This is a genomic window from Streptomyces sp. NPDC089919 (assembly GCF_040684615.1).
In the GTDB taxonomy this organism is placed as follows: Bacteria; Actinomycetota; Actinomycetes; order Streptomycetales; family Streptomycetaceae; genus Streptomyces.
This window is the reverse complement of the sequence record NZ_JBFBGK010000007.1, coordinates 123558-145278: the sequence shown is the minus strand read 5'-3', so window position 1 is coordinate 145278 and position 21721 is coordinate 123558. Positions and strand designations below refer to the sequence as shown.

General features: G+C 75.3%; 16 protein-coding genes. 12 read left to right on the top strand and 4 right to left on the bottom strand.

Going from position 1 to position 21721, the window contains the following annotated elements; genetic code table 11:
• Nucleotides 1–166 precede the first annotated feature (166 nt).
• From AB0O40_RS05620 to AB0O40_RS05610, 3 genes are read right to left on the bottom strand one after another with little or no spacing between them, the layout of a single operon-like run.
• Nucleotides 167–403, bottom strand: a complete 237-nt coding sequence (locus AB0O40_RS05620; RefSeq protein WP_365035936.1) for a hypothetical protein — start codon at nt 401–403, stop codon at nt 167–169.
• A gap of 17 nt (nt 404–420) precedes the next feature.
• Nucleotides 421–2475, bottom strand: a complete 2055-nt coding sequence (malQ, locus tag AB0O40_RS05615; RefSeq protein WP_365035934.1) for a 4-alpha-glucanotransferase — start codon at nt 2473–2475, stop codon at nt 421–423.
• Nucleotide 2476: 1 nt separating this feature from the next.
• Entirely contained in the window at nt 2477–2695 is a 219-nt protein-coding gene (locus AB0O40_RS05610) for a hypothetical protein (protein ID WP_365035931.1), read from the bottom strand.
• 229 nt (nt 2696–2924) lie between these two features.
• On the opposite strand from AB0O40_RS05610, the gene AB0O40_RS05605 reads away from it, so the two are divergent.
• Nucleotides 2925–6011 (top strand): beta-N-acetylglucosaminidase domain-containing protein, encoded by a 3087-nt coding sequence (locus AB0O40_RS05605; protein ID WP_365035929.1) that lies wholly within the window; start codon nt 2925–2927, stop codon nt 6009–6011.
• A 16-nt stretch (nt 6012–6027) separates the two neighbouring features.
• Here the strand turns inward: AB0O40_RS05605 and AB0O40_RS05600 are convergent, their stop codons facing one another.
• Nucleotides 6028–6558 carry an HNH endonuclease gene (locus AB0O40_RS05600; protein WP_365035927.1) on the bottom strand — a complete coding sequence of 177 codons (531 nt, stop codon included), beginning with the start codon at nt 6556–6558 and terminating at the stop codon, nt 6028–6030.
• Between the two features lie 259 nt (nt 6559–6817).
• Between AB0O40_RS05600 and AB0O40_RS05595 the strand changes: the two genes are divergently transcribed.
• The 11 genes from AB0O40_RS05595 (at nt 6818) to AB0O40_RS05545 (ending at nt 21720) form a co-directional block, all read left to right on the top strand.
• Nucleotides 6818–7909, top strand: coding sequence for a mechanosensitive ion channel domain-containing protein (locus AB0O40_RS05595; protein ID WP_365035924.1), 1092 nt, complete (start codon nt 6818–6820; stop codon nt 7907–7909).
• A 205-nt stretch (nt 7910–8114) separates the two neighbouring features.
• Nucleotides 8115–9326 carry an ROK family transcriptional regulator gene (locus AB0O40_RS05590; RefSeq protein ID WP_365035921.1) on the top strand — a complete coding sequence of 404 codons (1212 nt, stop codon included), beginning with the start codon at nt 8115–8117 and terminating at the stop codon, nt 9324–9326.
• A gap of 146 nt (nt 9327–9472) precedes the next feature.
• Complete coding sequence (locus tag AB0O40_RS05585) at nt 9473–10807, top strand: ABC transporter substrate-binding protein (RefSeq protein WP_365035919.1); 1335 nt, start codon at nt 9473–9475, stop codon at nt 10805–10807.
• Nucleotides 10808–10905: 98 nt separating this feature from the next.
• A complete protein-coding gene (locus AB0O40_RS05580) occupies nt 10906–11787 on the top strand; it encodes a sugar ABC transporter permease (protein ID WP_365035962.1) in 882 nt (293 codons plus the stop codon).
• Nucleotides 11788–11799: 12 nt separating this feature from the next.
• Nucleotides 11800–12696 carry a carbohydrate ABC transporter permease gene (locus AB0O40_RS05575; RefSeq protein ID WP_365035960.1) on the top strand — a complete coding sequence of 299 codons (897 nt, stop codon included), beginning with the start codon at nt 11800–11802 and terminating at the stop codon, nt 12694–12696.
• A gap of 6 nt (nt 12697–12702) precedes the next feature.
• Nucleotides 12703–13968, top strand: coding sequence for a 6-phospho-beta-glucosidase (locus AB0O40_RS05570; protein ID WP_365035916.1), 1266 nt, complete (start codon nt 12703–12705; stop codon nt 13966–13968).
• Entirely contained in the window at nt 13959–14942 is a 984-nt protein-coding gene (locus AB0O40_RS05565) for a BadF/BadG/BcrA/BcrD ATPase family protein (protein ID WP_365035914.1), read from the top strand. Before AB0O40_RS05570 ends, AB0O40_RS05565 begins: the two co-directional genes overlap by 10 nt.
• Nucleotides 14943–15189: 247 nt before the next feature.
• Nucleotides 15190–16488 carry a hypothetical protein gene (locus tag AB0O40_RS05560; RefSeq protein ID WP_365035957.1) on the top strand — a complete coding sequence of 433 codons (1299 nt, stop codon included), beginning with the start codon at nt 15190–15192 and terminating at the stop codon, nt 16486–16488.
• A 5-nt stretch (nt 16489–16493) separates the two neighbouring features.
• Complete coding sequence (locus AB0O40_RS05555; protein ID WP_365035912.1) at nt 16494–17510, top strand: glutamate ABC transporter substrate-binding protein; 1017 nt, start codon at nt 16494–16496, stop codon at nt 17508–17510.
• 140 nt (nt 17511–17650) lie between these two features.
• Complete coding sequence (locus AB0O40_RS05550) at nt 17651–18898, top strand: hypothetical protein (RefSeq protein WP_365035955.1); 1248 nt, start codon at nt 17651–17653, stop codon at nt 18896–18898.
• Entirely contained in the window at nt 18895–21720 is a 2826-nt protein-coding gene (locus AB0O40_RS05545; protein ID WP_365035910.1) for a tetratricopeptide repeat protein, read from the top strand. The genes AB0O40_RS05550 and AB0O40_RS05545 overlap by 4 nt, the downstream gene beginning before the upstream one ends.
• The last annotated feature ends 1 nt before the right edge of the window (nt 21721 follow it).

Sequence of the window (21721 nt, the reverse complement as noted above, 5' to 3'; positions counted from 1 at the left end):
GAGCGCCGCTTGACGCGGGGACCCGCCCATCCCGACCGCCCCGCCCCGCCCTACACCCCGCCCCGCCCCGCCCCGCCCCTGAAAACGAAAACGGGACGTCCCGGTCCGTACTACCTGCGTACGGACCGGGACGCCCCGGCGGAGCTGTCGGGCGGGCTCGGGCCTGTTAGGCCTTGGCCTGCTTGCGGGACTTGTCGCCGATCGTCACCAGGCCGGCGATCAGCAGGAAGAGGCCGATGGGCGCACCAACGAAGAGGCCGAGGGTCTCGGCCACGCTGAGCCCCTTGCCGGGGTCGTCACCGTCGTCGCGGGTGAGCGCGAGCGCGGGAGATGTCATGAGCAGCATCATCAGCGTCGACCCGGCTGCGATGGCACCGGCGCGCAGAGCGTTCTTCTTGTCCACGGTGCAAAAGTATCCAACTACTGATCGGACTGCGCGCCCGGGGGTGCCGTACGGGGCTCCGGCCCCGGCCGCAGGGCTCTCATCAGGGCGTTCAGCCGGGGCGATGCGGTCAGCTCCTCCAGGGAGAGCGCCCGGCCGTCGGGGCCGGCCACCGGCAGCCGCCAGTTGGGGTACTGGTCCCAGGTGCCGGGGAGGTTCTGCGGGCGGCGGTCCCCCACCCCGTCGGGCAGCCACACCCCGACCAGCCGGGCCGGGGTGCGCAGCAGGAAGGCGTAGAGCGCCCGGACGGCGGCCTCCTCGCCCTTCACGTCCAGCCCCAGCCCCTCCAGCACCGCCAGCCACTCGGCGGTCTCCACGGCGTCCGCCGCGCGCTCCTCGGCCACCGGCCGGGTCAGCAGACCCAGCCGGTGCCGCAGTTCGACGTGCTCCCCGCCGAGCCGGGCGGCGGACGGGGGCAGGTCGTGGGTGGTGGCGGTGGCCAGGCAGTCGGCCCGCCAGCGCTCCGGGGCCAGCGGCAGACCGTCCCCGTCCCAGTCCCGCTCGAACCACAGCACGGAGGTGCCCAGCACGCCCCGCCGGGCCAGCGCGCGCCGGACGGCCGGCTCGACCGTGCCCAGGTCCTCGCCGATCACCGCGGCCCCCGCCCGGTGCGCCTCCAGCACCAGCACGGCCAGCATCGCCTCGGCGTCGTACGCCACGTACGTGCCCTCGGTCGGCGGCCGGCCCGCGGGCACCCACCAGAGCCGGAACAGGCCCATCACGTGGTCGATGCGCAGCGCCCCGGCATGGCGCAGCAGGCCGCGCAGCAGGTCCCGGTAGGGGGCGTACCCGGCGGCGGCCAGCGCGTCGGGCCGCCAGGGCGGCAGGCCCCAGTCCTGGCCGCGGGCGTTGAAGGCGTCGGGCGGGGCGCCCACCGACATCCCGGCGGCGAAGGCCCCGGGCTGTGCCCAGACGTCCGCTCCCTCCGGGTGCACGCCCACCGCGAGGTCGTGCACCAGCCCCAGCGGCATCCCGGCCTCCCGGGCGGCCCGCTGGGCGGCGGCGAGCTGGGTGTCCGTCAGCCAGGCCAGCCAGCGGTGGAACTCCACCCGCTCCGGCGGGGCCTGGGCCGGCCACCCGGCCGGGTCCGCGCCCCGCTCCTCGGCCAGCGCGCACCAGCGGGCGTGGTCGGTCAGCGCCCGCCCCTGGTCCTCCAGGAAGGCCCGGTAGCCGGCGTCCCGGCCGGGCCCGCGCGGGACCTCGTACAACAGCTCCAGGGCCGCCTTCTTGAGGGCCCAGACGGCGTCCCGGTCGATCAGGGCGCCCTTGGCCAGGACCTCCTCGCGCAGCGCGGCGGCCCGGAGCGCGAGCGCGTCCAGGGCGGCCCGGCGCCCGGGGCCGGCGTAGGCGTACTCCGGGACGTCCTCGATGCGCAGGTGGACCGGGTCGGGGAAGCGCCGCGAGGAGGGCCGGTAGGGGGACGGGTCGGTGGGCGTCCCGGGCACGGCCGTGTGCAGCGGGTTGACCTGGACGAAGCCGGCGCCGTGCACCCGCCCGGCCCAGCCGGCCAGTTCGGCGAGGTCCCCCAGGTCGCCCATGCCCCAGGAGCGCCGGGAGAGCAGCGAGTAGACCTGCACCAGCAGGCCGCACGCCCGGCCGGGCACGCCGGGCGCCCGGTCGGGGGCCGCGATCAGGTGCGCCCGGGCGGTCCGGCCGTCCGGGGTCACGGCCGTCAGCCGGTGCACGCCCGGGGGCAGTTGCGCGAGCCCGGCCGCGGCGTCCGCCGACCGCCAGGCGTCCTGCCCGCCGTCCTCCCGGTCCACGGTGAGGCGGCTGCCGGGCGGCAGGCCGGTCAGCCCGGCCGGCGGCGGGCCGCCCAGCCAGTGCACCAGCGTGCCGGGCAACAGGCGCCCGGCCGCGGCCGCTTCGGCCGCTCCGAGCGCGGCGTCCACCGCCCCGGGGGTGGCGGCGTCCACGCCCAGGGCGGCGAGCACCGCGATGACCGTGGCGTCCCCGACCGGGACGGTGACGTCCTGGGAGGGCGCGTAGGAGGTGGCGACCCCGTGCAGGGCGGCGAGCCGGGCAAGGCTCATGTCAGACCCCTGTCGGCCCCGAATCGGAGGCCGCGCCCAGGGCGGTCGGCTCGCTCGTCAGAGGGGCTTCGTCCGCGAGCGGCGGCTCGCTGGTGAGTGGTGCGGCGGCGGCGAGCGGCGGTTCGCTCGTCAGGGGCGGCAGCTGGGACTGCCGCGGCAGATGGGGGAACGGGGCGGCGGCGGCCGCCGGGTCCTGTTTGGAGCGGGTGCCCGCGGACATGGACGTCCTCCTCGGTCGGAGCGGTCCCGGACGCCCGGGCCGTATCAGAACAATGCAGCCCTACCCACCCCATGACCGCGCATTCCTGCAGTCCAGCGCGGCGAACCCGAAAGGATCTCGGGGCATAACGGTCACAACGGCCACGGGCGTTGACACCCGAGCCGTACGGGTGGTGGGCTCGGGCTCATTCGTACGAGCGGGGGGACGACTCGACACGAGGAGGGCCTGCGTGCCGATCCGGGGCAGCAAGCGCGCCACAGCCGTCGCCATCGCCGTGGTCGGCGGTCTCCTGGCCACCCCCGGGGCGGTCGCCGCCCCGACGCCCGGGCCGCCCGCCGGCACTCCGGCCGACCACCCCGGTGACCAGCCCCGGGGCCGGGTCCCGGCGGATCCGACGGCCGGTCAGAACTCGCCCTCCCAGGCCACCCTGATCCCGGGTCAGCCCGGGTCGGCGGACAGTCGCACGGTCCGGGTGCCCTCGCCCCGGGACGGACTGCCCGCCGTCTGGCCCCGCCCGCAGTCGGCGACCCCCGCGGGTCCCGGCGTCCGGCTGGGCGCCGACGCGGTGCTGGTCGCGCCGCCCGGGGCCGATCCGTACGCCCTCGAGCTGGTCCGGACCGTCCTGCGAGCGGCCGGCGTGCGGACCTTGAGCGAGGTCGGGCCGAACGCCGCGCTGCCCGCGCACGGCACCGTCGTACGGGTCCAGGGCACGGACGCCGAGCGGGCGCTGCGCGCGCTGGGCGCCACCGAGGCCGGGGACCTGCCGTCCGGGGGCTACCGGCTGGCGGTCGGCAAGGAGTCCGGCCGCGACACCGTCGCCCTGGTCGGCACCGGCCCCGACGGCCTCTTCCACGCCGCGCAGACGCTGCGTCAACTGGCCGCCGGGGCGCCCGCGCTGCCGGGGGTCGTGGTGCGGGACTGGCCGTCCGCCGCCGTCCGCGGCACCACCGAGGGCTTCTACGGGGAGCCCTGGACCCGGGAACAGCGACTGGCCCACCTCGACTTCATGGGCCGCACCAAGCAGAACCGCTACCTGTACGCACCGGGCGACGACCCCTTCCGCACGGCCCGCTGGCGCGAGCCGTACCCGGCCGCCCAGCAGGAGGACTTCCGGGCGCTGGCCGCCCGGGCCGCGGCCAACCACGTCACGCTGGGCTGGGCGGTCGCCCCGGGCCAGACGATGTGCCTGTCCTCGGCCGGCCACCGCAAGGCCCTGCTGGCCAAGCTGGAGTCGATGTGGGCGCTGGGCGTGCGCGCCTTCCAGCTGCAGTTCCAGGACGTCAGCTACACCGAGTGGTGCGGGGCCGACCGGGACCGGTACGGCTCGGGCCCCGAGGCCGCGGCCGAGGCCCACGCGGAGCTGGCGGGTGCGGTCGCCCGCGAGCTGGCCCGCCGCCACCCCGGCTCCGCGCCGCTGTCGCTGATGCCGACGGAGTACTACCAGGACGGCGCCACCCGCTACCGCACGGCGCTGGCCCAGGCGCTGGACCCGCGGATCGAGGTGGCCTGGACGGGCATCGGCGTGGTGCCCCGGACCATCACCGGCGGGGAGCTGACCTCGGCCCGGGAGGTCTTCGGGCACCCGCTGGTCACCATGGACAACTACCCGGTCAACGACTACGCGCCCGGCCGGCTCTTCCTCGGCCCCGCCACCGGCCGGGACCCGGCGGTGGCGGGCGGCTCGGCGGGCCTGCTCTCCAACGCCATGCAGCAGGCGGCGGTCTCCCGCATCCCGCTCTTCACGGCCGCCGACTTCGCCTGGAACCCGCGCGGCTACCAGCCGGCCGAGTCCTGGTCGGCGGCGCTGGACGAACTGGCGGGCGGCGACGCCCGGGCCCGCGAGGCGCTGGGCGCGCTGGCCGGGAACACCGCCTCCTCGGTGCTGGGCGCGGACGAGTCGGCGTACCTGCGGCCGCTGCTGGCGGAGTTCTGGGCGGCCCGGGCCGGGGCGGACCGGGCGGCCCAGGACCGCGTCTCGGACCGGCTGCGGGCCGCCTTCACCGTGATGCGCGAGGCCCGGGAGCGGCTGGCCGGTCCGGCCGACGGCGGGCTCGGCGAGGAGGCCGGCCCCTGGATCGACCAGTTGGCGCGGTACGGGGCGGCCGGCGAACGGGCGCTGGACCTGCTGCGGGCCCAGGGCCACGGCGACGGGGCGGCCGCCTGGCGGGACTCGCTGGCGCTGGCGAAGGCCCGCAAGGAGATCGACGCCGAGCCGGTGACGGTCGGCAAGGGCGTCCTGGGGCAGTTCCTGGCCAAGGCGGCCGCCGAGGCCGACGCCTGGACCGGCGCGGACCGCCGGCCGGCCGGTCCGGTGGCCCGGGACGCGCAGTCGTACACGGTGCCGCTGGGCGGGGTGCGGCCGGTCGAGGCGGTCACGGTGATGGCCGAGCCGGCATCCGGCGCGACCGGCAACGGCACCGCCGTGACCGGCGGCCGGGCCGCGGCCGTGGAGGCGCACGTGCCGGGCGAGGGCTGGCGCAAGGTCGGCGAGCTCTCCCCCACCGGCTGGACCCAGGCCCCGGCCGCGGGGCTGCGGGCCGACGCGGTCCGGGTCGTGTGGGCGGGGGCGGCGCCCGCGCTGCACACGGTCGTGCCCTGGTACGCCGACGAGCCCGCGGCCGGCTTCGAGCTGGCCGGCGGCGGCCGGGCCGACGCGGAGATCGGCGGCGCGCCGCAGCGGCTGTCGGCCGAGCTGTCGGCGCTGCGGCCGGGCGCGGTACGCGGCGCGCTGACCGCACGGGCCCCGCACGGGATCCAGGTGCGGGTGCCGGGGCCGACGACGGTGCCGTGGGGCTCGAAGGTGTCGGTGCCGGTGGAGGTCGTGGTGCCGGCGGGCACCCCGGCCGGCGCCTACGACGTGCCGGTCTCCTTCGGGGGCGAGCAGCGCACGCTCACCGTGCGGGCCTTCCCCCGGACCGGCGGCCCGGACCTGCTGGCCGGGCGGCCGGCCACGTCCTCGGGGGACGAGACCCCCGGCTTCCCGGCCGCCGCGGCCACCGACGCGTCCCCGACGACCCGGTGGTCCTCACCGGCGGCGGACGGGGAGTGGTGGCAGGCGGAGCTGGCTTCGCCGACGCGGGTGGGACGGGTCTCGCTGCACTGGCAGGACGCGCACCCGTCCTCGTACCGGGTGCAGGTCTCCACGGACGGGTCGTCCTGGCGGACGGCGGCGACGGTGGCCGCGTCCTCGGGGGGCCGGGAGTCCGTCCGCATGGACGAGCCCGCCGTCCGCTACGTCCGCGTCGTCTGCGACACCCGCGCCACCGACTACGGCTGCTCCCTCTACTCCGCCTCCGCCTACGCGGTGGCCCCCTGAGGGGCCACCGCGTAGGTCAGGACGCGGCCGTGCGGGTGAGGGCGTCCTCCGCGCCGTACGGCTGGAGGTAGGGCATCCAGCGGGGGTCCCGGTGGCCGGTGCCGATGATGCGCCAGGCCAGGCCCGAGGGCGGGACCGGCTGGTGGCGCAGGCGCCAGCCGAGGTCCACCAGGTGCCGGTCGGCCTTGGTGTGGTTGCACCGCCGGCAGGCGGCGACGACGTTGTCCCAGACGTGCTGCCCCCCGCGGCTCTTGGGGATCACGTGGTCGACGCTGGTGGCCACCCCGCCGCAGTACATGCAGCGGCCGCCGTCCCGCGCGAACAGCGCACGCCGGGTGAGCGGAACGGGCCCCCGGTAGGGGACCCGTACGAAACGCTTGAGCCGGACCACGCTGGGCGCGGGGACCGCTCTGGTCGCGCTGTGCAGGAAGGCGCCGGATTCCTCGAGGCAGATGGCCTTGTTCTCCAGGACGAGGACGAGCGCGCGGCGGAGCGGTACGACGCCGAGCGGCTCGTACGACGCGTTGAGGACCAGGACGTGCGGCACGGACTGCCTCCTTGTACGCCGGCGGCGCGTGGCTCGCGCCGGGACGATCTGCTCTTCAGTCTCCCCTTACGGCTGGTGGAAGCGCCACCACGCGCCCGTAACGGGTCGGAGGTGTTTTCAACCACACCGGAGTCATCCCCAGGTGAGTCTGGTCTCTCCCTCGAACAAGGCAACGGTTCCGCCCGATTGCCCCGTTAGTGTGGAGGGTCTGCCCGACCACCCCTTATCCGGGCAGACCGCTAGACCTGGAGGTTCTGTCGTGTCCTGGCCCGCTCCCCTGCTGGCCCTGGCGGCCCCCGATTCGCCGACCACGCTCCAAGAGGCCCACGAGTCCGCGACGAACGCCGCCGGCTACGTGGAGGAGAACTGGGCCGACTGGCTCAACACGGGCCTGAAGATCCTGCTGATCCTGGTGATCGCGGGGGTGCTCCGCTCGGTGGTCCGCAAGGGGATCACCAAGCTCATCAACCGCATGAACCGCAGCGCGGAGGCCGTCGAGGGCACCGCGCTCGGCGGTCTGCTGGTCAACGCCGAGCGGCGGCGCCAGCGCTCCGAGGCGATCGGCTCGGTGCTCCGCTCGGTGGCCTCGTTCGTGATCCTCGGCACGGCCGGGCTGATGGTGCTGGGCGCCCTGGAGATCAACCTGGGCCCGCTGCTGGCCAGTGCCGGTGTGGCCGGTGTGGCCATCGGTTTCGGTGCCAGGAACCTGGTCACCGACTTCCTCTCCGGCGTCTTCATGATCCTCGAGGACCAGTACGGCGTGGGCGACAAGATCGACGCGGGGGTGGCCTCCGGCGAGGTGATCGAGGTCGGCCTGCGCGTCACCAAGCTGCGCGGCGACAACGGCGAGATCTGGTACGTGCGCAACGGCGAGGTCAAGCGGATCGGGAACCTGAGCCAGGGCTGGGCCACCGCGGGCGTGGACGTCCAGGTCAAGCCGCAGGAGGACCTGGCGAAGATCCGCCGGGTGATCACCGGGGTGGCCGAGGAGATGGCCAAGGAGTCCCCGTGGGACGAGCGGCTGTGGGGCCCGATCGAGGTGCTGGGCCTGGACGAGGTCCTGCTCGCCTCGATGACCGTCAAGGTGTCGGCGAAGACGATGCCGGGCCAGCAGTTCGCGGTGGAGCGGGAGCTGCGCTGGCGGATCAAGCAGGCCTTCGACGACGCGGGCATCCGGATCGTCGGCGGGGTCGTCGCCGTGGAGGAGGAGGCCCCGGCCGACCCGTCGGCCGCGGTGGCCCCGCCCTCGGCGCTGGCCAACCCGGCCTCGCCGCAGTCCCTGGCGACCGCCCCGATACCGCTGCCGGGCCCGGTGCCCGGCGCCGGCTCCCCGGTACGGCTCACCAAGTGACCGGCTGGTCACGCAAGCCGTCCGCCGCGTAGGCGGACCTCCCCCGGCGCCCCCGGCGCGGCCCTCGGCCGCCCGGGGGCGCCGTCGTGTCCGGGCCCGGCCGATTTCCCCTCCCCGCGGACCGTTGACGCGCCCGTGAGCTGCCGCGTAGGTTGCACCGCAGCCGTTAGGAAAGTTTCCTAACAGTCAGCGGAAAGGGGGCACGATGGCCGGTACGACGCCCGGGACCCCCCGCGTGCTGCGCGCCATGAACGACCGCGCCGCCCTGGAGCTGCTGCTGGCGCACGGGCCGCTCTCCCGCACCCGGATCGGCCGGCTCACCGGCCTGTCCAAGCCCACCGCCTCCCAGCTGCTGGCCCGGCTGGAGGACGCGGGACTGGTCGTGGTCACCGGTACCGACGGCGGCCGACCGGGCCCCAGCGCCCAGCTGTACGCCCTGAACGCGGGCGCCGCGCACGTGGCGGCGCTGGACGTGACCCCCGAGCGCATCCTGGCCGCCGTCGCGGACCTGACCGGCGCCCGGACCGGCGCGTACGAGCTGCCCGCGGGCCGGGGCGGCGGCGCCGTCGAGCGGGTCGGCGCCGCCCTGGACGGGGCGCTCGGAGCCGCCGGGCTGGCCCGCTCCGACGTGCACCGCCTGGTCATCGGCACCCCCGGCGCCTTCGACCCGCACACCGGGCGGCTGCGCTACGCCGGCCACCTGCCCGGCTGGCACTCCCCCGACCTGCTCGACGAACTGGCCGCGGCCCTGCCGATGCCGGTGGAGTACGAGAACGACGTCAACCTGGTCGCCGTCGCCGAGCAGCGCCTGGGCGCCGCCCGCGGCCACGCCGACTTCGTCCTGCTGTGGAACCAGGAGGGCCTGGGCGCCGCACTGGTGCTGGGCGGCCGGCTGCACCGGGGCTGGACCGGCGGCGCCGGCGAGGTCGGCTTCCTGCCGGTGCCCGGTACCCCGCTGGTGCGCCGGGTGGCCCGGCTCGGTTCCGGCGGCTACCAGGAACTGGCCGGTACCCAGGCCCTGCCCGGGCTGGCCCGGGAGCTGGGCGTCCCCGACCCGCCGCCGGCCGCACCGGGCGCCGACCCGCACCTCGGACCCGCGCTGGCGCTGCTCCGGGAAGCCGCGGGCGCGACCCGCGGACCGTACCGGGAGCTGCTGGGCCGCTACGCCACCGCCCTGGCCACCGGTCTGGCCTCGGTGGTCGCCGTGCTGGACCCCGAGGTCGTGGTGCTCTCCGGGGCGGCGCTGACCGCCGGCGGCGAGCCGCTGCGCGCACTGGTGGAGGCGGAGCTGGCCGACCTGGCCGCCGCCCGGCCCCGGCTGGTCACCGGCACGGTCCACGAGCACCCGGTCCTGAGCGGCGCGCTGGAGAGCGCCCTGGCCGCCACCCGCGAAGAGGTCTTCGACACCAGCCGCTGAACCACCGGCCGCCGCACCCCCGGCCGGCCGCACCGCGTACCCGCACCCTGCGCGACCCGTACCGCACCACCGCACCACCCGTACCGCAGAAGGCACCACCGCACCACGGAAGACACCGCCCCGTCCCGCCCCCGAGGGAGCCCGTCATGCCCAGGACCCGCCGTCTGACCGCAGCCGTCGCCACCGCCGCCGCGCTAGCGGCCCTCACCGCCGCCTGTACCGGCCAGCCCTCCGCGACCGCCCAGGACGATCCGACGAAGGACGTCACGATCAACTTCTGGCACGGCTGGAGCGCCCCCGCCGAGGTGAAGGCGATCGGGGAGAACATCGCCCGGTTCGAGAAGGCGCACCCCAACATCCACGTCAAGGTCACCGGCAACATGACCGACGACAAGATCAACCAGTCGCTGCGGGCCGGCGGCGACAAGGCCCCGGACGTGGTGTCCTCCTTCACCACCGACAGCGTCGGGAAGTTCTGCGCCTCCGGGGCCTTCGTGGACCTCAACCCCTTCCTCGCCAAGTCGAAGGTGGACAAGACGGCGGTCTTCCCGCGGCCCCTGCTGGAGTACACCCAGTACCGCGGCAACCAGTGCACCCTGCCGCTGCTGAGCGACGCCTACGGGCTGGTCTACAACAAGGACGCCTTCAAGGCCGCCGGCATCAGCGGCCCGCCCAAGACCTGGAGCGAGTTCACCGCCGTCGCCAAGCGGCTGACCAAGCAGAAGGGCGACTCGTACGAGCAGCTGGGCGTGATGCCCACCTGGCACGGCTACGAGACCACGCCGATGCGGCTGGCCGCGCAGTGGAGCCCCCGCTACTTCGACGCCCAGGGCAAGGCGAACATCTCCCGGGACCCGGGCTTCGCCGCGGCCCTGACCTACCAGAAGGACCTGGTCGGCCAGCTCGGCGGCTACCAGCGGCTGGAGAAGTTCCGGGCCGGCTTCGGTGACGAGTGGAGCGCCGAGCACCCCTTCCACAAGGGCCTGGTGGCCATGCAGATAGACGGCGAGTGGCGGCCCTCGATGGCCCGCGAGGCGGGCGTGAAGTTCGCCATCGGCACCGCCCCGCTGCCGGTGCCCGACGACCGGATCGGCGACTACGGCAAGGGCTACCTGTCCGGCACGGTCATCGGCGTGGCGTCCACCAGCGCCAAGCAGAACGCCGCCTGGGAGCTGGTGAAGTACATGACCACCGACACCGACGCGGTGGTGGCCTTCGCCAACGCCATCCACAACGTCCCCTCCACGCTGGCGGCGCTGCGCTCCCCGCAGCTGAAGGTCGACGAGAACTTCAAGACCTTCCTCGACATCGCCTCGAACGCCAAGTCCACCACCACCCCCGCGCAGGCCGACGGCGGCACCTACCAGCTCACCCTCCAGGACTTCGCCTACCGCATGGAGAAGGGCGCGGTGAGCGACGTGCCGGCCGGCCTCAAGCAGCTCGACGCCCAGATCGACACCGACATCGCGAAGGCGGAGTGAGCACGGTGGCCGCCTCCACCCCGGCGCCCGGCGCCGCCGCGGCGGGACCCACGCTGCGCTCCCGGCACCGGCGCGCCGCGCTGCGCACCGCCGCCTTCATGTCCCCCTGGCTGGTCGGCTTCGGGCTCTTCTTCGGCTACCCGCTGGTCTCCACCGTCTACTTCTCCTTCACCAAGTACGACGGCTTCCGGCCGCCGGTGCCCAACGGCACGGCGAACTGGAGCTACGTCTTCACCGAGTACCCGCTCTTCTGGCCCGCGATGCGCAACACGCTGTGGCTGGTGGTGGTGATGGTGGCCTGCCGGGTGGTCTTCGGGCTGGGCGTCGGCATGCTGGTCACGAAGATCAAGACGGGCACCGGGATCTTCCGGACCCTCTTCTACCTGCCCTACCTAGCCCCGCCGGTGGCGGCCACGCTGGGCTTCGTCTTCCTGCTCAACCCGGGCACCGGGCCGGTCAACTCGCTGCTGGAGTCGGCCGGACTGCCCACCCCGGGCTGGTTCAACGACGCCGGCTGGTCCAAGCCCGCGCTCACCCTGCTCGCGATCTGGGGGGTGGGCGACCTGATGGTGCTCTTCATGGCCGCCCTGCTGGACGTGCCCAAGGAGCAGTACGAGGCGGCCCAGCTGGACGGCGCCGGCGCCTGGCAGCGCTTCCGGCACATCACCCTGCCGAACATCTCGCCCATCGTGATGTTCGCGGTGGTCACCGGAGTGATCTCGGCGCTGCAGTTCTACACGCAGCCGCTGGTGGCCGGGAAGGTGGCGGCCGGTGTGATCGGCGGCTCCGGCCAGCAGTTCGAGCCGGGCTACCCCGACAAGTCCACCCTGACCCTCCCCCAGATCGTCTACAACCTCGGCTTCCAGCGCTTCGACTACGGCTCGGCCTGTGTCGTGGCCCTGGTGCTGTTCGCCCTCGCCATGGCCTGCACGGCGGTGCTGATGCGCCGCCGCGGCGGCCTGATCCAGGCAGGTGACTGACCCGTGTCCCAGCTGCTCTCCCCGCCCCGGCCCGCCGCCCCGGCCGCCGACGGGCGCCACGCCGCGGCGGTGCGCGGCGCCCGCCGCCGCGCCGTGCTCCACTGGGTGGCCGTGCACTCCCTCGCGGTCGCCGCGGCGCTGTTCTTCGTCCTGCCGTTCGTCTTCCTCTTCCTGACCTCGGTGATGAGCGACCGGCAGGCGCTCACCCGCGACCTGTGGCCGCACACCTGGGAGTGGGCGAACTACGCGAAGGTCTGGCACACCCCCGGCTTCCTGACCTGGTGGCGCAACACCCTGCTGTACGCCGGGGTGGGCACCGCGCTGACCCTGATCTCCTCGATCCCGGTGGCCTACGCGCTGGCCAAGTTCCGCTTCCGGCTGCGCAACACGGCGCTGATGCTGGTCATCGCGATGATGATGCTGCCCCCGCAGGTCGTCGTGATTCCGATGTACCTCTTCTGGGCCAAGCAGTTGGGGCTCTCCGGCACCCTGTGGCCGCTGATCGTCCCGATGGCCTTCGGCGACGCCTTCTCGATCTTCCTGCTGCGCCAGTTCCTGCTGACCATCCCGGACGAGTACCTGGACTCGGCGCGGGTGGACGGCTGCGGGGAGATCCGCACCCTGCTGCGGATCGTCCTGCCCATGGCGAAGCCGGGCATCGCCGCGGTGGCGCTGTTCCAGTTCTTCTGCGCCTGGAACGACTACTTCGGCCCCCAGATCTACGCCTCGGAGAACCCGGCCGCCTGGACGCTCAGTTACGGCCTGGAGTCCTTCAAGGGCGCGCACCACACCAACTGGAACCTGACCATGGCCGCGACCGTGCTGGTCATGGCCCCCGTGATCGTCCTCTTCTTCTTCGCCCAGAAGGCGTTCGTCGAGGGCGTCACGCTCACCGGAGTGAAGGGTTAGACAGGCATGAAGCTGACCGTCGTGGGTGGCGGGTCCACCTACACCCCCGAACTGATCGACGGGTTCGCCCGGCTGCGCGATTCCCTGCCCATCACCGAGCTGGTCCTGGTGGACCCGGCCGCCGAGCGGCTGGAGCTGGTGGGCGCCCTGGCCCGGCGGATCTTCGCCCGGCAGGGCCACCCGGGGCGCATCACCACCACCGCCGACCTCGACGCGGGCGTGGCCGGCGCCGACGCCGTGCTGCTCCAGCTGCGGGTGGGCGGGCAGGCGGCCCGCCAGAAGGACGAGAGCTGGCCGCTGGAGTGCGGCTGCATCGGGCAGGAGACCACCGGCGCCGGCGGGCTGGCCAAGGCGCTGCGCACCGTCCCGGTGGTGCTGGACATCGCCGAGCGGGTCCGCCGGACCAACCCGGACGCCTGGATCATCGACTTCACCAACCCGGTGGGCATCGTCACCCGGGCGCTGCTGGCCGCCGGCCACAAGGCCGTCGGGCTGTGCAACGTCGCCATCGGCCTGCAGCGGAAGTTCGCCGCGCTGCTCGGCCTCGCCCCGGCCGAGCTGCACCTGGACCACGTCGGGCTCAACCACCTGACCTGGGAGCTCGGGGTGCGCCGGGGCGGCCCGGCGGGCGAGGACCTGCTGCCGCGGCTGCTGGCCGAGCACGGCGAGGCGGTGGCGGCGGACCTGCGGCTGCCGCGGGCGGTGCTGGACGAGCTGGGCGTGGTGCCCTCGTACTACCTGCGGTACTTCTACCAGCACGACGAGGTCGTCCGGGAGCTGTCCACCAAGCCTTCCCGGGCCGCCGAAGTGGCCGCGATGGAGCGGGAGCTGCTGGCGCTGTACGCGGATCCGGCGCTGGACGAGAAGCCGGAGCTGCTGGCCAAGCGGGGCGGCGCCTTCTACTCGGAGGCGGCGGTGGACCTGGCCGCCGGGCTGCTGGCCGGCGGCGGCAGTCCGGTGCAGGTGGTCAACACCCTGAACAACGGCACCCTGCCCTTCCTCGCCGACGACGCGGTGATCGAGGTGCCGGCCCGGATCGGCGCCACCGGCCCGGTCCCGCTGCCGGTGCCGGCGCTGGACCCGCTGTTCGCGGGACTGGTGGCGAACGTCAGCGCGTACGAGGACCTGGCCCTGGACGCGGCGCTGCGCGGCGGCCGGGACCGGGTCTTCAAGGCCCTGCTCGCGCACCCGCTGATCGGACAGTACGAGCAGGCGGCCGGGCTCACCGACCGGCTGCTGGCGCACAACAAGGAGCACCTGCCATGGGCGTGAGCGGTTCGGTGCTCGCGGTGGACGCGGGCAACAGCAAGACGGACGTGGCGCTGATCGCCCCGGACGGGTCGGTCAGCCGCACCGGCCGGGCCGGCGGCTTCCAGCCGTCCCGGGCCGGCACCGCCGCCGCGGTGGACGTGATCGCGGCGGCGCTGGCCGCGGCGGGGCTGGCCACCACCGGCCGGTCCCCGCTGGCCGGCCACGTCTCGGCCTGTCTGGCCAACGCCGACTTCCCCGAGGAGGAGCGGGAGCTGGCCGCGGAGATCGGCCGGCGCGGCTGGGCCCGCACCACCGAGGTCCGCAACGACACCTTCGCGCTGCTGCGGGCCGGGCTGCCGGCCGGGGCTGAGCCCTGCGGGGTGGCCGTGGTCTGCGGGGCGGGCATCAACTGCGTGGGCATGACCCCGGACGGGCGGACCGCCCGCTTCCCGGCGATCGGCGTGCTCTCGGGCGACTGGGGCGGTGGCGGCGGGCTGGCCGAGGAGGCCATGTGGCACGCGGCCCGGGCCGCGGACGGCCGGGGCGGGCCCACCGAGCTGGCCGCCGCGCTGCCCCGGCACTTCGGGCTGGACTCCATGGAGCGGCTGATCGGGGCGCTGCACCTGGGCGGCATCCCGCGCGGCCGGCTCCACGAGCTGGTCCCGGTCCTCTTCGAGGTGGCCGCCGGGGGCGACCCGACCGCCCGCTCGCTGGTGGACCGGCAGGCCGACGAGGTGGTCGCGATGGCCTCGGTGGCGCTGGACCGCCTGGGCCTGCTGGGTGCCGAGGTGCCCGTGGTGCTCGGCGGCAGCGTGCTGGCGGCCCGCCACCCGCTGCTGCACGACCGGATCGCGCAGCGGCTCGCGGAGCGGGCCCCGCGGGCCCGGATCACGGTGATCGGCGCCGCCCCCGTCCTCGGCGCCGGCCTGCTGGGGCTGGACGCGGTGGCCGCCGGCCGGCCCGCGTACGAGAAGCTGCGGGCCCACTTCGGCTGAACGGGGGGCGCGCACGGTCCGCTCCGGGGAGAGTGGAACCGGGGGACGGACGAACGCGTCTGCCGGGGTGGGGAGCAGGGCGCGGTGGTCCGGACAAGATCCAGTCATTGATGCTGTGCTTGTCGGCCACGGAGGCCATACTTCCCCCCGAGGGGGAGGTCAGGTGACGAACGCAACGACCGTGCGGCCGGACGGGCCGGGCCCGGCGGCCCCGCCGCCGCGCCGTGGCACGGCCTGGGCCGAGGGCGTGGCGCGGCTGCGCGCCGCGGCGGTCACGGAGCCCGGACGGCTGCGGATCATCGGGGCCGTGCTGGCCGCGCTGGTGGTGCTCTTCGGGGTCGTGACGGCCTGGCAGATCACCGACCGCTCCGCCGCCGCGCAGGACGTGGTGGGCCGTAGCCAGCCGCTGAGCGCGGACGCGGCGAGCATCTACCGCTCGCTGGCGGACGCCGACACCGCCTCCTCCAGCGGCTTCCTGGCGGGCAGCGGCGAGACCCGCGAGGTCCGCGAGCGGTACGAGAAGGACATCGCGAACGCCTCGCGGCTGCTGGTCAAGGCGGCGGCCAACGCCGGCGACTCCCCCGAGTCGGCGCGCCAGATCTCCCTGCTCAACGAGGGCCTGCCGGGCTACACCGGCCTGATCGAGCAGGCCCGCGCCAACAACCGGCAGGGCCTGCCGCTGGGCGGCGCCTACCTGCGCTACGCCAACGACCGCATGAGCACCCAGCTCCTGCCGGCCGCCCAGAAGCTGTACGAGGAGGAGACCCGGCACCTCTACGACGACTACGCCGCGGCCGGGTCCTGGCCGCTGGCGGCGCTGGCCGCCGGGCTGGCCGCGCTGGCGGCGCTGGGCTGGATGCAGCGGCGCACCTACCTGCGCACCCACCGGGTCTTCAACCACGGCCTGCTGGCCGCCACGGCCGCCTCGGCGGTGGTCCTGCTCTGGCTGACCGCGGGCCACGCGGTGGCCCGCAGCGACCTGCTGGAGTCCCGGGAACACGGCCAGGAGTCCCTGAAGGTGCTCAACGACGCCCGGATCAGCTCGCTGCAGGCCCGGGCCAACGAGAACCTGACCCTGGTCTCCCGCGGCGCCGTGCTGGCCGCGGACAAGAAGTCCGACAAGTACGACGTCGACTTCGGCGGCGCCATGGCCCGCCTGGACGCCCGGCTGGCCGCGGCGCTGAAGCTGGCCGACGACGCGCCCGGCACCGCCCCGGTGGACCGCGCGATGGCCGGCGCCCGCGAGTGGCGCAAGCGGCACGCCGCCGCCCGCTCGGTGGACCTCACCGGCGACTACCAGGGCGCCCTGGACCAGGTCATCGGCGGGACCTCGGTCGCCTACGCCAAGAGCTCCGGCGCCTGCTTCGACACGGTCGACGCCGCGCTGGAGGCCGCCCTGGCCCACGAGCAGCGGCAGTTCACCCGGGCCGCGCAGGGCGGTCTGGACGCCTTCGGCGGGCTGGTGGCCGGCGCGGGCGCGCTGGCCGCGCTGGGCGCGGCCGGGGCCCTGCTGGGCATCGGGCGCAGGCTTTCGGAGTACAGGTGATGCGGATGGGCGGGGGACGGATGCCGGCGGGCGACGGGGAGCGGCCCCGCCGGCTGCGGCGGCTGCGCGGCTGGGGCGGGGTGACCGGGATGGCCCTGGCCTGCGCGGTGACGGCCGCGGTGGCGCTGCTGCCGCTGGCCCGGCACGAGGACGGCGCCGGGCGGACCGGGACCGGGCGGGTCGTGCAGAGCGCCCCCGCCACCGTCCCGGCCGACACCTGCCGGGACCCGGAGGCGAGCCTGACCCCGGCCGCGGTCGACGGGCCCGCGGTCGCGCGGATCAAGGCCGCCGGGAAGCTGGTCGCGGGCGTGGACCAGAACAGCTACCGGTGGGGCTACCGCAATCCGGCCAGCGGGCAGCTCGAGGGCTTCGACATCGACCTGGTGAAGGCGATCGCCAAGGACATCCTGGGCGACGAGAACGCCGTCATCTACCGCGCGATCCCCACCAGCGAGCGGATCCCCGCCCTCAAGGCCGGCCGGGTCGACGTGGTGGTGCGCACCATGACCGTCAACTGCAAGCGGTTGGAGGACGTGGCCTTCTCCACCGCGTACTTCGAGACCGGCCCGCAGGTGCTGGCGCCCAAGAACTCCCCCATCACCGGGTACGACGCCTCGCTCAAGGGCCGCCGGATCTGCTCGGCCAGCGGCTCCACGGCCGAGACGCAGCTGAAGGCGAAGTCCTTCGGCGCGGACATCTCCACGACCGTGCCGAACCAGCTGGACTGCCTGGTGCGGCTCCAACTGGGCGAGGTGGACGGCATGGTCACCGACAACGCCCTCGCCGCCGGCCTGGCCGCGCAGGACCCCTCGGTGCGGCTGGTGGGACAGCCGTTCGCCCAGGAGTTCTACGGTGTGGCGATGAACAAGGGCGCGGAGGATCTGGTACGGAGGGTCAACAAAGTCCTCGAGGACTACCGCCGGGGCGGGGCGAACAGCCCCTGGATGACGGCCTACCGTAAGTGGCTGGCGGCCGACCTCCCCGGCATCACGGCGCCCCCGGCGCCCGAGTACCGCGACTGATCGCGGCATGGGCCCCGCACCGGCGGGGCACCGCTCAATCCATGCGGACACGGCATGGGGCACTGGAACGGCGAGAGAGGGCATCGATGGGCGGCACGGGTTCCTTCCCCGGCTCCGGCGACGGGCCCGCGGCCCCGGTGATGGACCGGGACGAGGCCGACCGCGCGCTGGCCCGGCTGGCCGCCGAGCACGAGGCGGTCGAGACCTCGCTGCTGGCGCTCCAGGACCACGCGGGGCGCCGGCTGCTGGAGGGCGCCGAGCTGGCCGGGCACACCAAGCAGCGGTGGGCCGAGGCGGATGCGGCGATCACCCTCCTGTGGTCGTACTTCGACGCCTACGCCGCGGCGCTGGAGGCGGTCCGCGAGGTGCGGGCCCGGCGCCGCTGGCCCTCCCGCGAGGACCTGGTGGAGCTGACCGAGCGGCTGCGCGGCCGCAGCGTCACCCTGCCGGGCTCCGGTTCGGGCGGCCCGGAACTGGCCGAGCGGTACAGCCTGGCCGGGCTGGTGACCCGGATGAACGAGCTCTACGCCGCCTCGCTGGACGCGGTGGTGGCAGCGGACGCGGTCTGGTCGGCGCTGCCGGCCCGGATCGACCTGCTCTCGGCCGAGCTGCTGCGCACCCGGTCGCTGGCCCACTCGGTGGGCGTGCGGCCGGGCGAGCACCCGTCCGGCGACGACCTGGAGTCGATCACCGCCGAACTGACCGCGCTGCGGGCCGAGGTGATCGCCGACCCGCTGGCCTTCTGGCAGCCCTCCCCGGGCAGCTCCGCCCCGGGCGGCGGGCGGCCGGACACCGGGCGCTACGACCGGGCGGCCCGCGCGCTGGAGGACGTCCGCCGGGAGATCGAGGCGGTGCTGCTGGTCCGGCAGGACGCCGAGCGGCGGCTGGTCGGGCTGCGGGACCTGCTCTCGCGCGCCGACCGGACCCTGGCCGAGGCCAGGAACGCCCGCGGCGAGGTGCTGGCCAAGATCGCCGCCTCCGAGGTGCCGGCGGTCAGCGGGCCGCCGACCGCGCTCCAGGAGGAGCTGGCCACCGCCGCCGAGTACCGCCGGCACGCCCAGTGGCACCGGCTCTCACCGCTCCTGGAGTCGCTGGAGCGGCGGGCGGAGGACGAACTGGAACGCGCCCGGGACTCGCTGACCGCGGTGACCGCACCGCTGGCGGTCCGGGCGGAGCTGCGCGGCCGGCTGGACGCGTACAAGGCGAAGGTGACGCGGCACGGCATGGCCGAGGACCCGCTGTTGATCGAGCGGTACGACGCGGCCCGCCGGATGCTGTGGAGCGCGCCCTGCGACCTGCGGGCCGCCGAGCAGGCGGTGCTGCGCTACCAGCACGCCGCCGCCGAGGTGCTGGTACCGCGGCAGTACGAGCCGGAGGATGGCGCATGAGCGAGGTCGGAACCGTCTCCGGGGCGGCCGGGGCCGCGGCCGCCGGCAGCCCCTGCCGGCGCCCGGGGTGCACCGGGGCGTACGAGGACATGGGCGGCGGCGAGCTGTACTGCGACACCTGCGGGCTGGCCCCGGTGGCGCGGGTGCCGGGGCCCGGTACGGGTACCGGCACGGCCGGCGGCGCCCCCGCCGGGGCCGGGGAGCTGGAGTCGCTGCCGACCGGGATGACCGGGGCGGCCCGCGGCGGATCGGGGCGGTCCGCCTCCTCGGCCAGCTCCTCGCGCGCCTCCGGCCGCTCGTCCTCCCGCTCCTCCTCGCGCTCCTCCCGGTCCGCGAGCTCCCGGCGCTCGGTCTCCGGGCGGCTCTCGCGCGCCCTGTCCGGCGCCGGCACGGCGGCCGGCCGCTCGGTGTCGGTGCGCAGTTCCGGTTCGGCCGCCTCCGGCAGCGCCCGGGGCCGGCTGGGCGCGGGGCTGGTGACCGTACCGGAAGTACCGCGTCCGGACCCGTCCGCGGCGGTGCTGGAGAACCCCGAGGTACCCGAGCGGAAGCGATTCTGCTCGCGCTCGGACTGCGGGGCCCCGGTGGGCCGTTCGCGCGGTGACCGGCCCGGGCGCACCGAGGGCTTCTGCACCAAGTGCGGGCACCCGTACTCCTTCGTGCCCAAGCTGCGCGCCGGGGACGTGGTGCACGGCCAGTACGAGGTGGCCGGCTGCCTGGCGCACGGCGGGCTGGGCTGGGTCTACCTGGCGGTGGACCGGGCCGTCTCGGACCGGTGGGTGGTGCTCAAGGGCCTGCTGGACACCGGCGACCAGGACGCCATGGCCGCGGCGATCAGCGAGCGCCGCTTCCTCGCGGAGATCGAGCACGCCAACATCGTCCGCATCTACAACTTCGTCGAACACCTCGACCAGCGCACCGGCTCCCTGGACGGCTACATCGTCATGGAGTACGTCGGCGGCAAGTCGCTCAAGGAGATCGCCAACGAACGCCGCCGGCCGGACGGCCGGCGGGACCCGCTGCCGGTGGAACAGGCCTGCGCCTACGGCATCGAGGCGCTGGAGGCCCTGGGCCACCTGCACAGCCGCAACCTCCTCTACTGCGACTTCAAGGTCGACAACGCCATCCAGCAGCAGGACCAGCTCAAGCTCATCGACATGGGCGCGGTCCGGCGGATGGACGACGACGAGTCCGCGATCTACGGCACGGTCGGCTACCAGGCGCCGGAGGTGGCCGAGCTGGGCCCCTCGGTGGCCTCGGACCTCTACACCGTCGCGCGCACCCTGGCGGTGCTGACCTTCGACTTCCAGGGCTACACGAACGTCTTCGTGGACTCCCTGCCCGACCCCGAGCACATCGAGGTCTTCCGCCGCTACGAGTCCTTCTACCGGCTGCTGGTCCGGGCCACCGACCCGGACCCCGGGCGGCGGTTCGCCTCCGCCCAGGAGATGGCCGAGCAGCTGACGGGCGTGCTGCGCGAGGTGGTGGCGCTGCAGACCGGGCGGCCCCGGCCGCACCTGTCCACCCTCTTCGGGCCGGAGCTGCGGGTGCCGGACACCGAGCTGTTCGCGGAGCGGGCGGCCGAGGTCTCCCTGCTCGGCCGGCGCTCGCCCGGCCGCGGCTGGGGACTGGGCCTGGGCCGCGGCACCGCGCGCGGGGCGCACCAGGCGGCGCCCGCCGGCGGCGCGGCCCCGGCGGCCCTTCCTGCCCCGCAGCCGCCGGTGCCGGACCCGGGTGGTTTCGGCCCGCCCCCCGGCGCCGGGGCGCTCTCGCCGCTCGGCACCACCGCCACGCACGCCGTGGGGTCGCCGGCCGCCGTCGTGCCCCCGGCGCGCCGGGGCGAGCCGGCCGCGGCGCCGCCGGTCCCGGTACCGGCCCCCGCAGCGCCACCGGCGCCCGGACTGGCCGCACCGGCCACCGCCCGGCACGCGCTGGCCCTGCCGGTGCCGCTGGTGGACGCCGCGGACCCGAACGCCGGTTTCCTCGCCGGTCTGATGGCCTCCGGTGCCGCGGAGCTGCTGGGCGCCCTGGCGGCGGCCCCGGCCGACTCGGTGGAGCTGCGGCTGCGCGAGCTGCGGGCCCGGCTGGAGCTGGGCGAGGCCCCCCGGGCCGGTGCGCTGCTGGCCGAGCTGGAGGAGCGGCACCCGGACGACTGGCGGGTGGTGTGGGCGCGCGGCATCGCCTCGCTGGCCGTCCGCGACGACGAGACCGCGGCCCTCTCCTTCGACGCGATGTACGACGCCTTCCCCGGGGAGCCCGCGCCGAAGCTGGCGCTGGGGCTGTGCGCGGAGGTCCTGGGCCAGTTGGACAACGCCGCCGAGTACTACCGGCTGGTGTGGCTGACCGATCCGGGCTTCGTCAGCGCGGCCTTCGGGCTGGCCCGGGTCCAGCTGGCCAGTGGGGACCGGGACGGGGCGGTGCGGACCCTGGAGTCCGTGCCGGAGTCCTCGATCCACTACACCGCGGCGCGGGTCGCGGCGGTCCGCGCCCGGCTGCGCGGGCGCTCCCCGCAGGAGCCGCTGGCCGCCGATCTGGCCGCGGCGGCCGATCAGGTGGAGGCGCTGCGGCAGTTCGGTCTGGACGCGGTCCGGCACGAACACCTGACCACCGAGGTTCTCGGGTCCGCCCTGGACTGGGTACTGTCGGGTAGCCCGGGGTCGGCCCCCGGGCACGCCTCGCTGCTGGGCAGCCAACTGGACGAGCGGGGACTGCGGTTCGGCCTCGAGCGTTCGTTCCGCGTCCTTGCGCGGCTGGCCCGGCGGGGCGAGGAGAGGATCGAACTGGTGGAGCGGGCCAACCGTTTCCGTCCCCGGACGTGGGTGTGAG

Excerpts from the sequence above, each read along its gene's own strand:
- malQ (WP_365035934.1), bottom strand. The coding sequence starts at position 2,475 with ATGAGCCTTGCCCGGCTCGCCGCCCTGCACGGGGTCGCCACCTCCTAC.
- AB0O40_RS05610 (WP_365035931.1), bottom strand. The coding sequence starts at position 2,695 with ATGTCCGCGGGCACCCGCTCCAAACAGGACCCGGCGGCCGCCGCCGCC.
- AB0O40_RS05590 (WP_365035921.1), top strand. The coding sequence starts at position 8,115 with ATGGCCGGTACGACGCCCGGGACCCCCCGCGTGCTGCGCGCCATGAAC.
- AB0O40_RS05585 (WP_365035919.1), top strand. The coding sequence starts at position 9,473 with ATGCCCAGGACCCGCCGTCTGACCGCAGCCGTCGCCACCGCCGCCGCG.
- AB0O40_RS05580 (WP_365035962.1), top strand. The coding sequence starts at position 10,906 with ATGTCCCCCTGGCTGGTCGGCTTCGGGCTCTTCTTCGGCTACCCGCTG.
- AB0O40_RS05570 (WP_365035916.1), top strand. The coding sequence starts at position 12,703 with ATGAAGCTGACCGTCGTGGGTGGCGGGTCCACCTACACCCCCGAACTG.
- AB0O40_RS05565 (WP_365035914.1), top strand. The coding sequence starts at position 13,959 with ATGGGCGTGAGCGGTTCGGTGCTCGCGGTGGACGCGGGCAACAGCAAG.
- AB0O40_RS05555 (WP_365035912.1), top strand. The coding sequence starts at position 16,494 with ATGGGCGGGGGACGGATGCCGGCGGGCGACGGGGAGCGGCCCCGCCGG.
- AB0O40_RS05550 (WP_365035955.1), top strand. The coding sequence starts at position 17,651 with ATGGACCGGGACGAGGCCGACCGCGCGCTGGCCCGGCTGGCCGCCGAG.
- AB0O40_RS05545 (WP_365035910.1), top strand. The coding sequence starts at position 18,895 with ATGAGCGAGGTCGGAACCGTCTCCGGGGCGGCCGGGGCCGCGGCCGCC.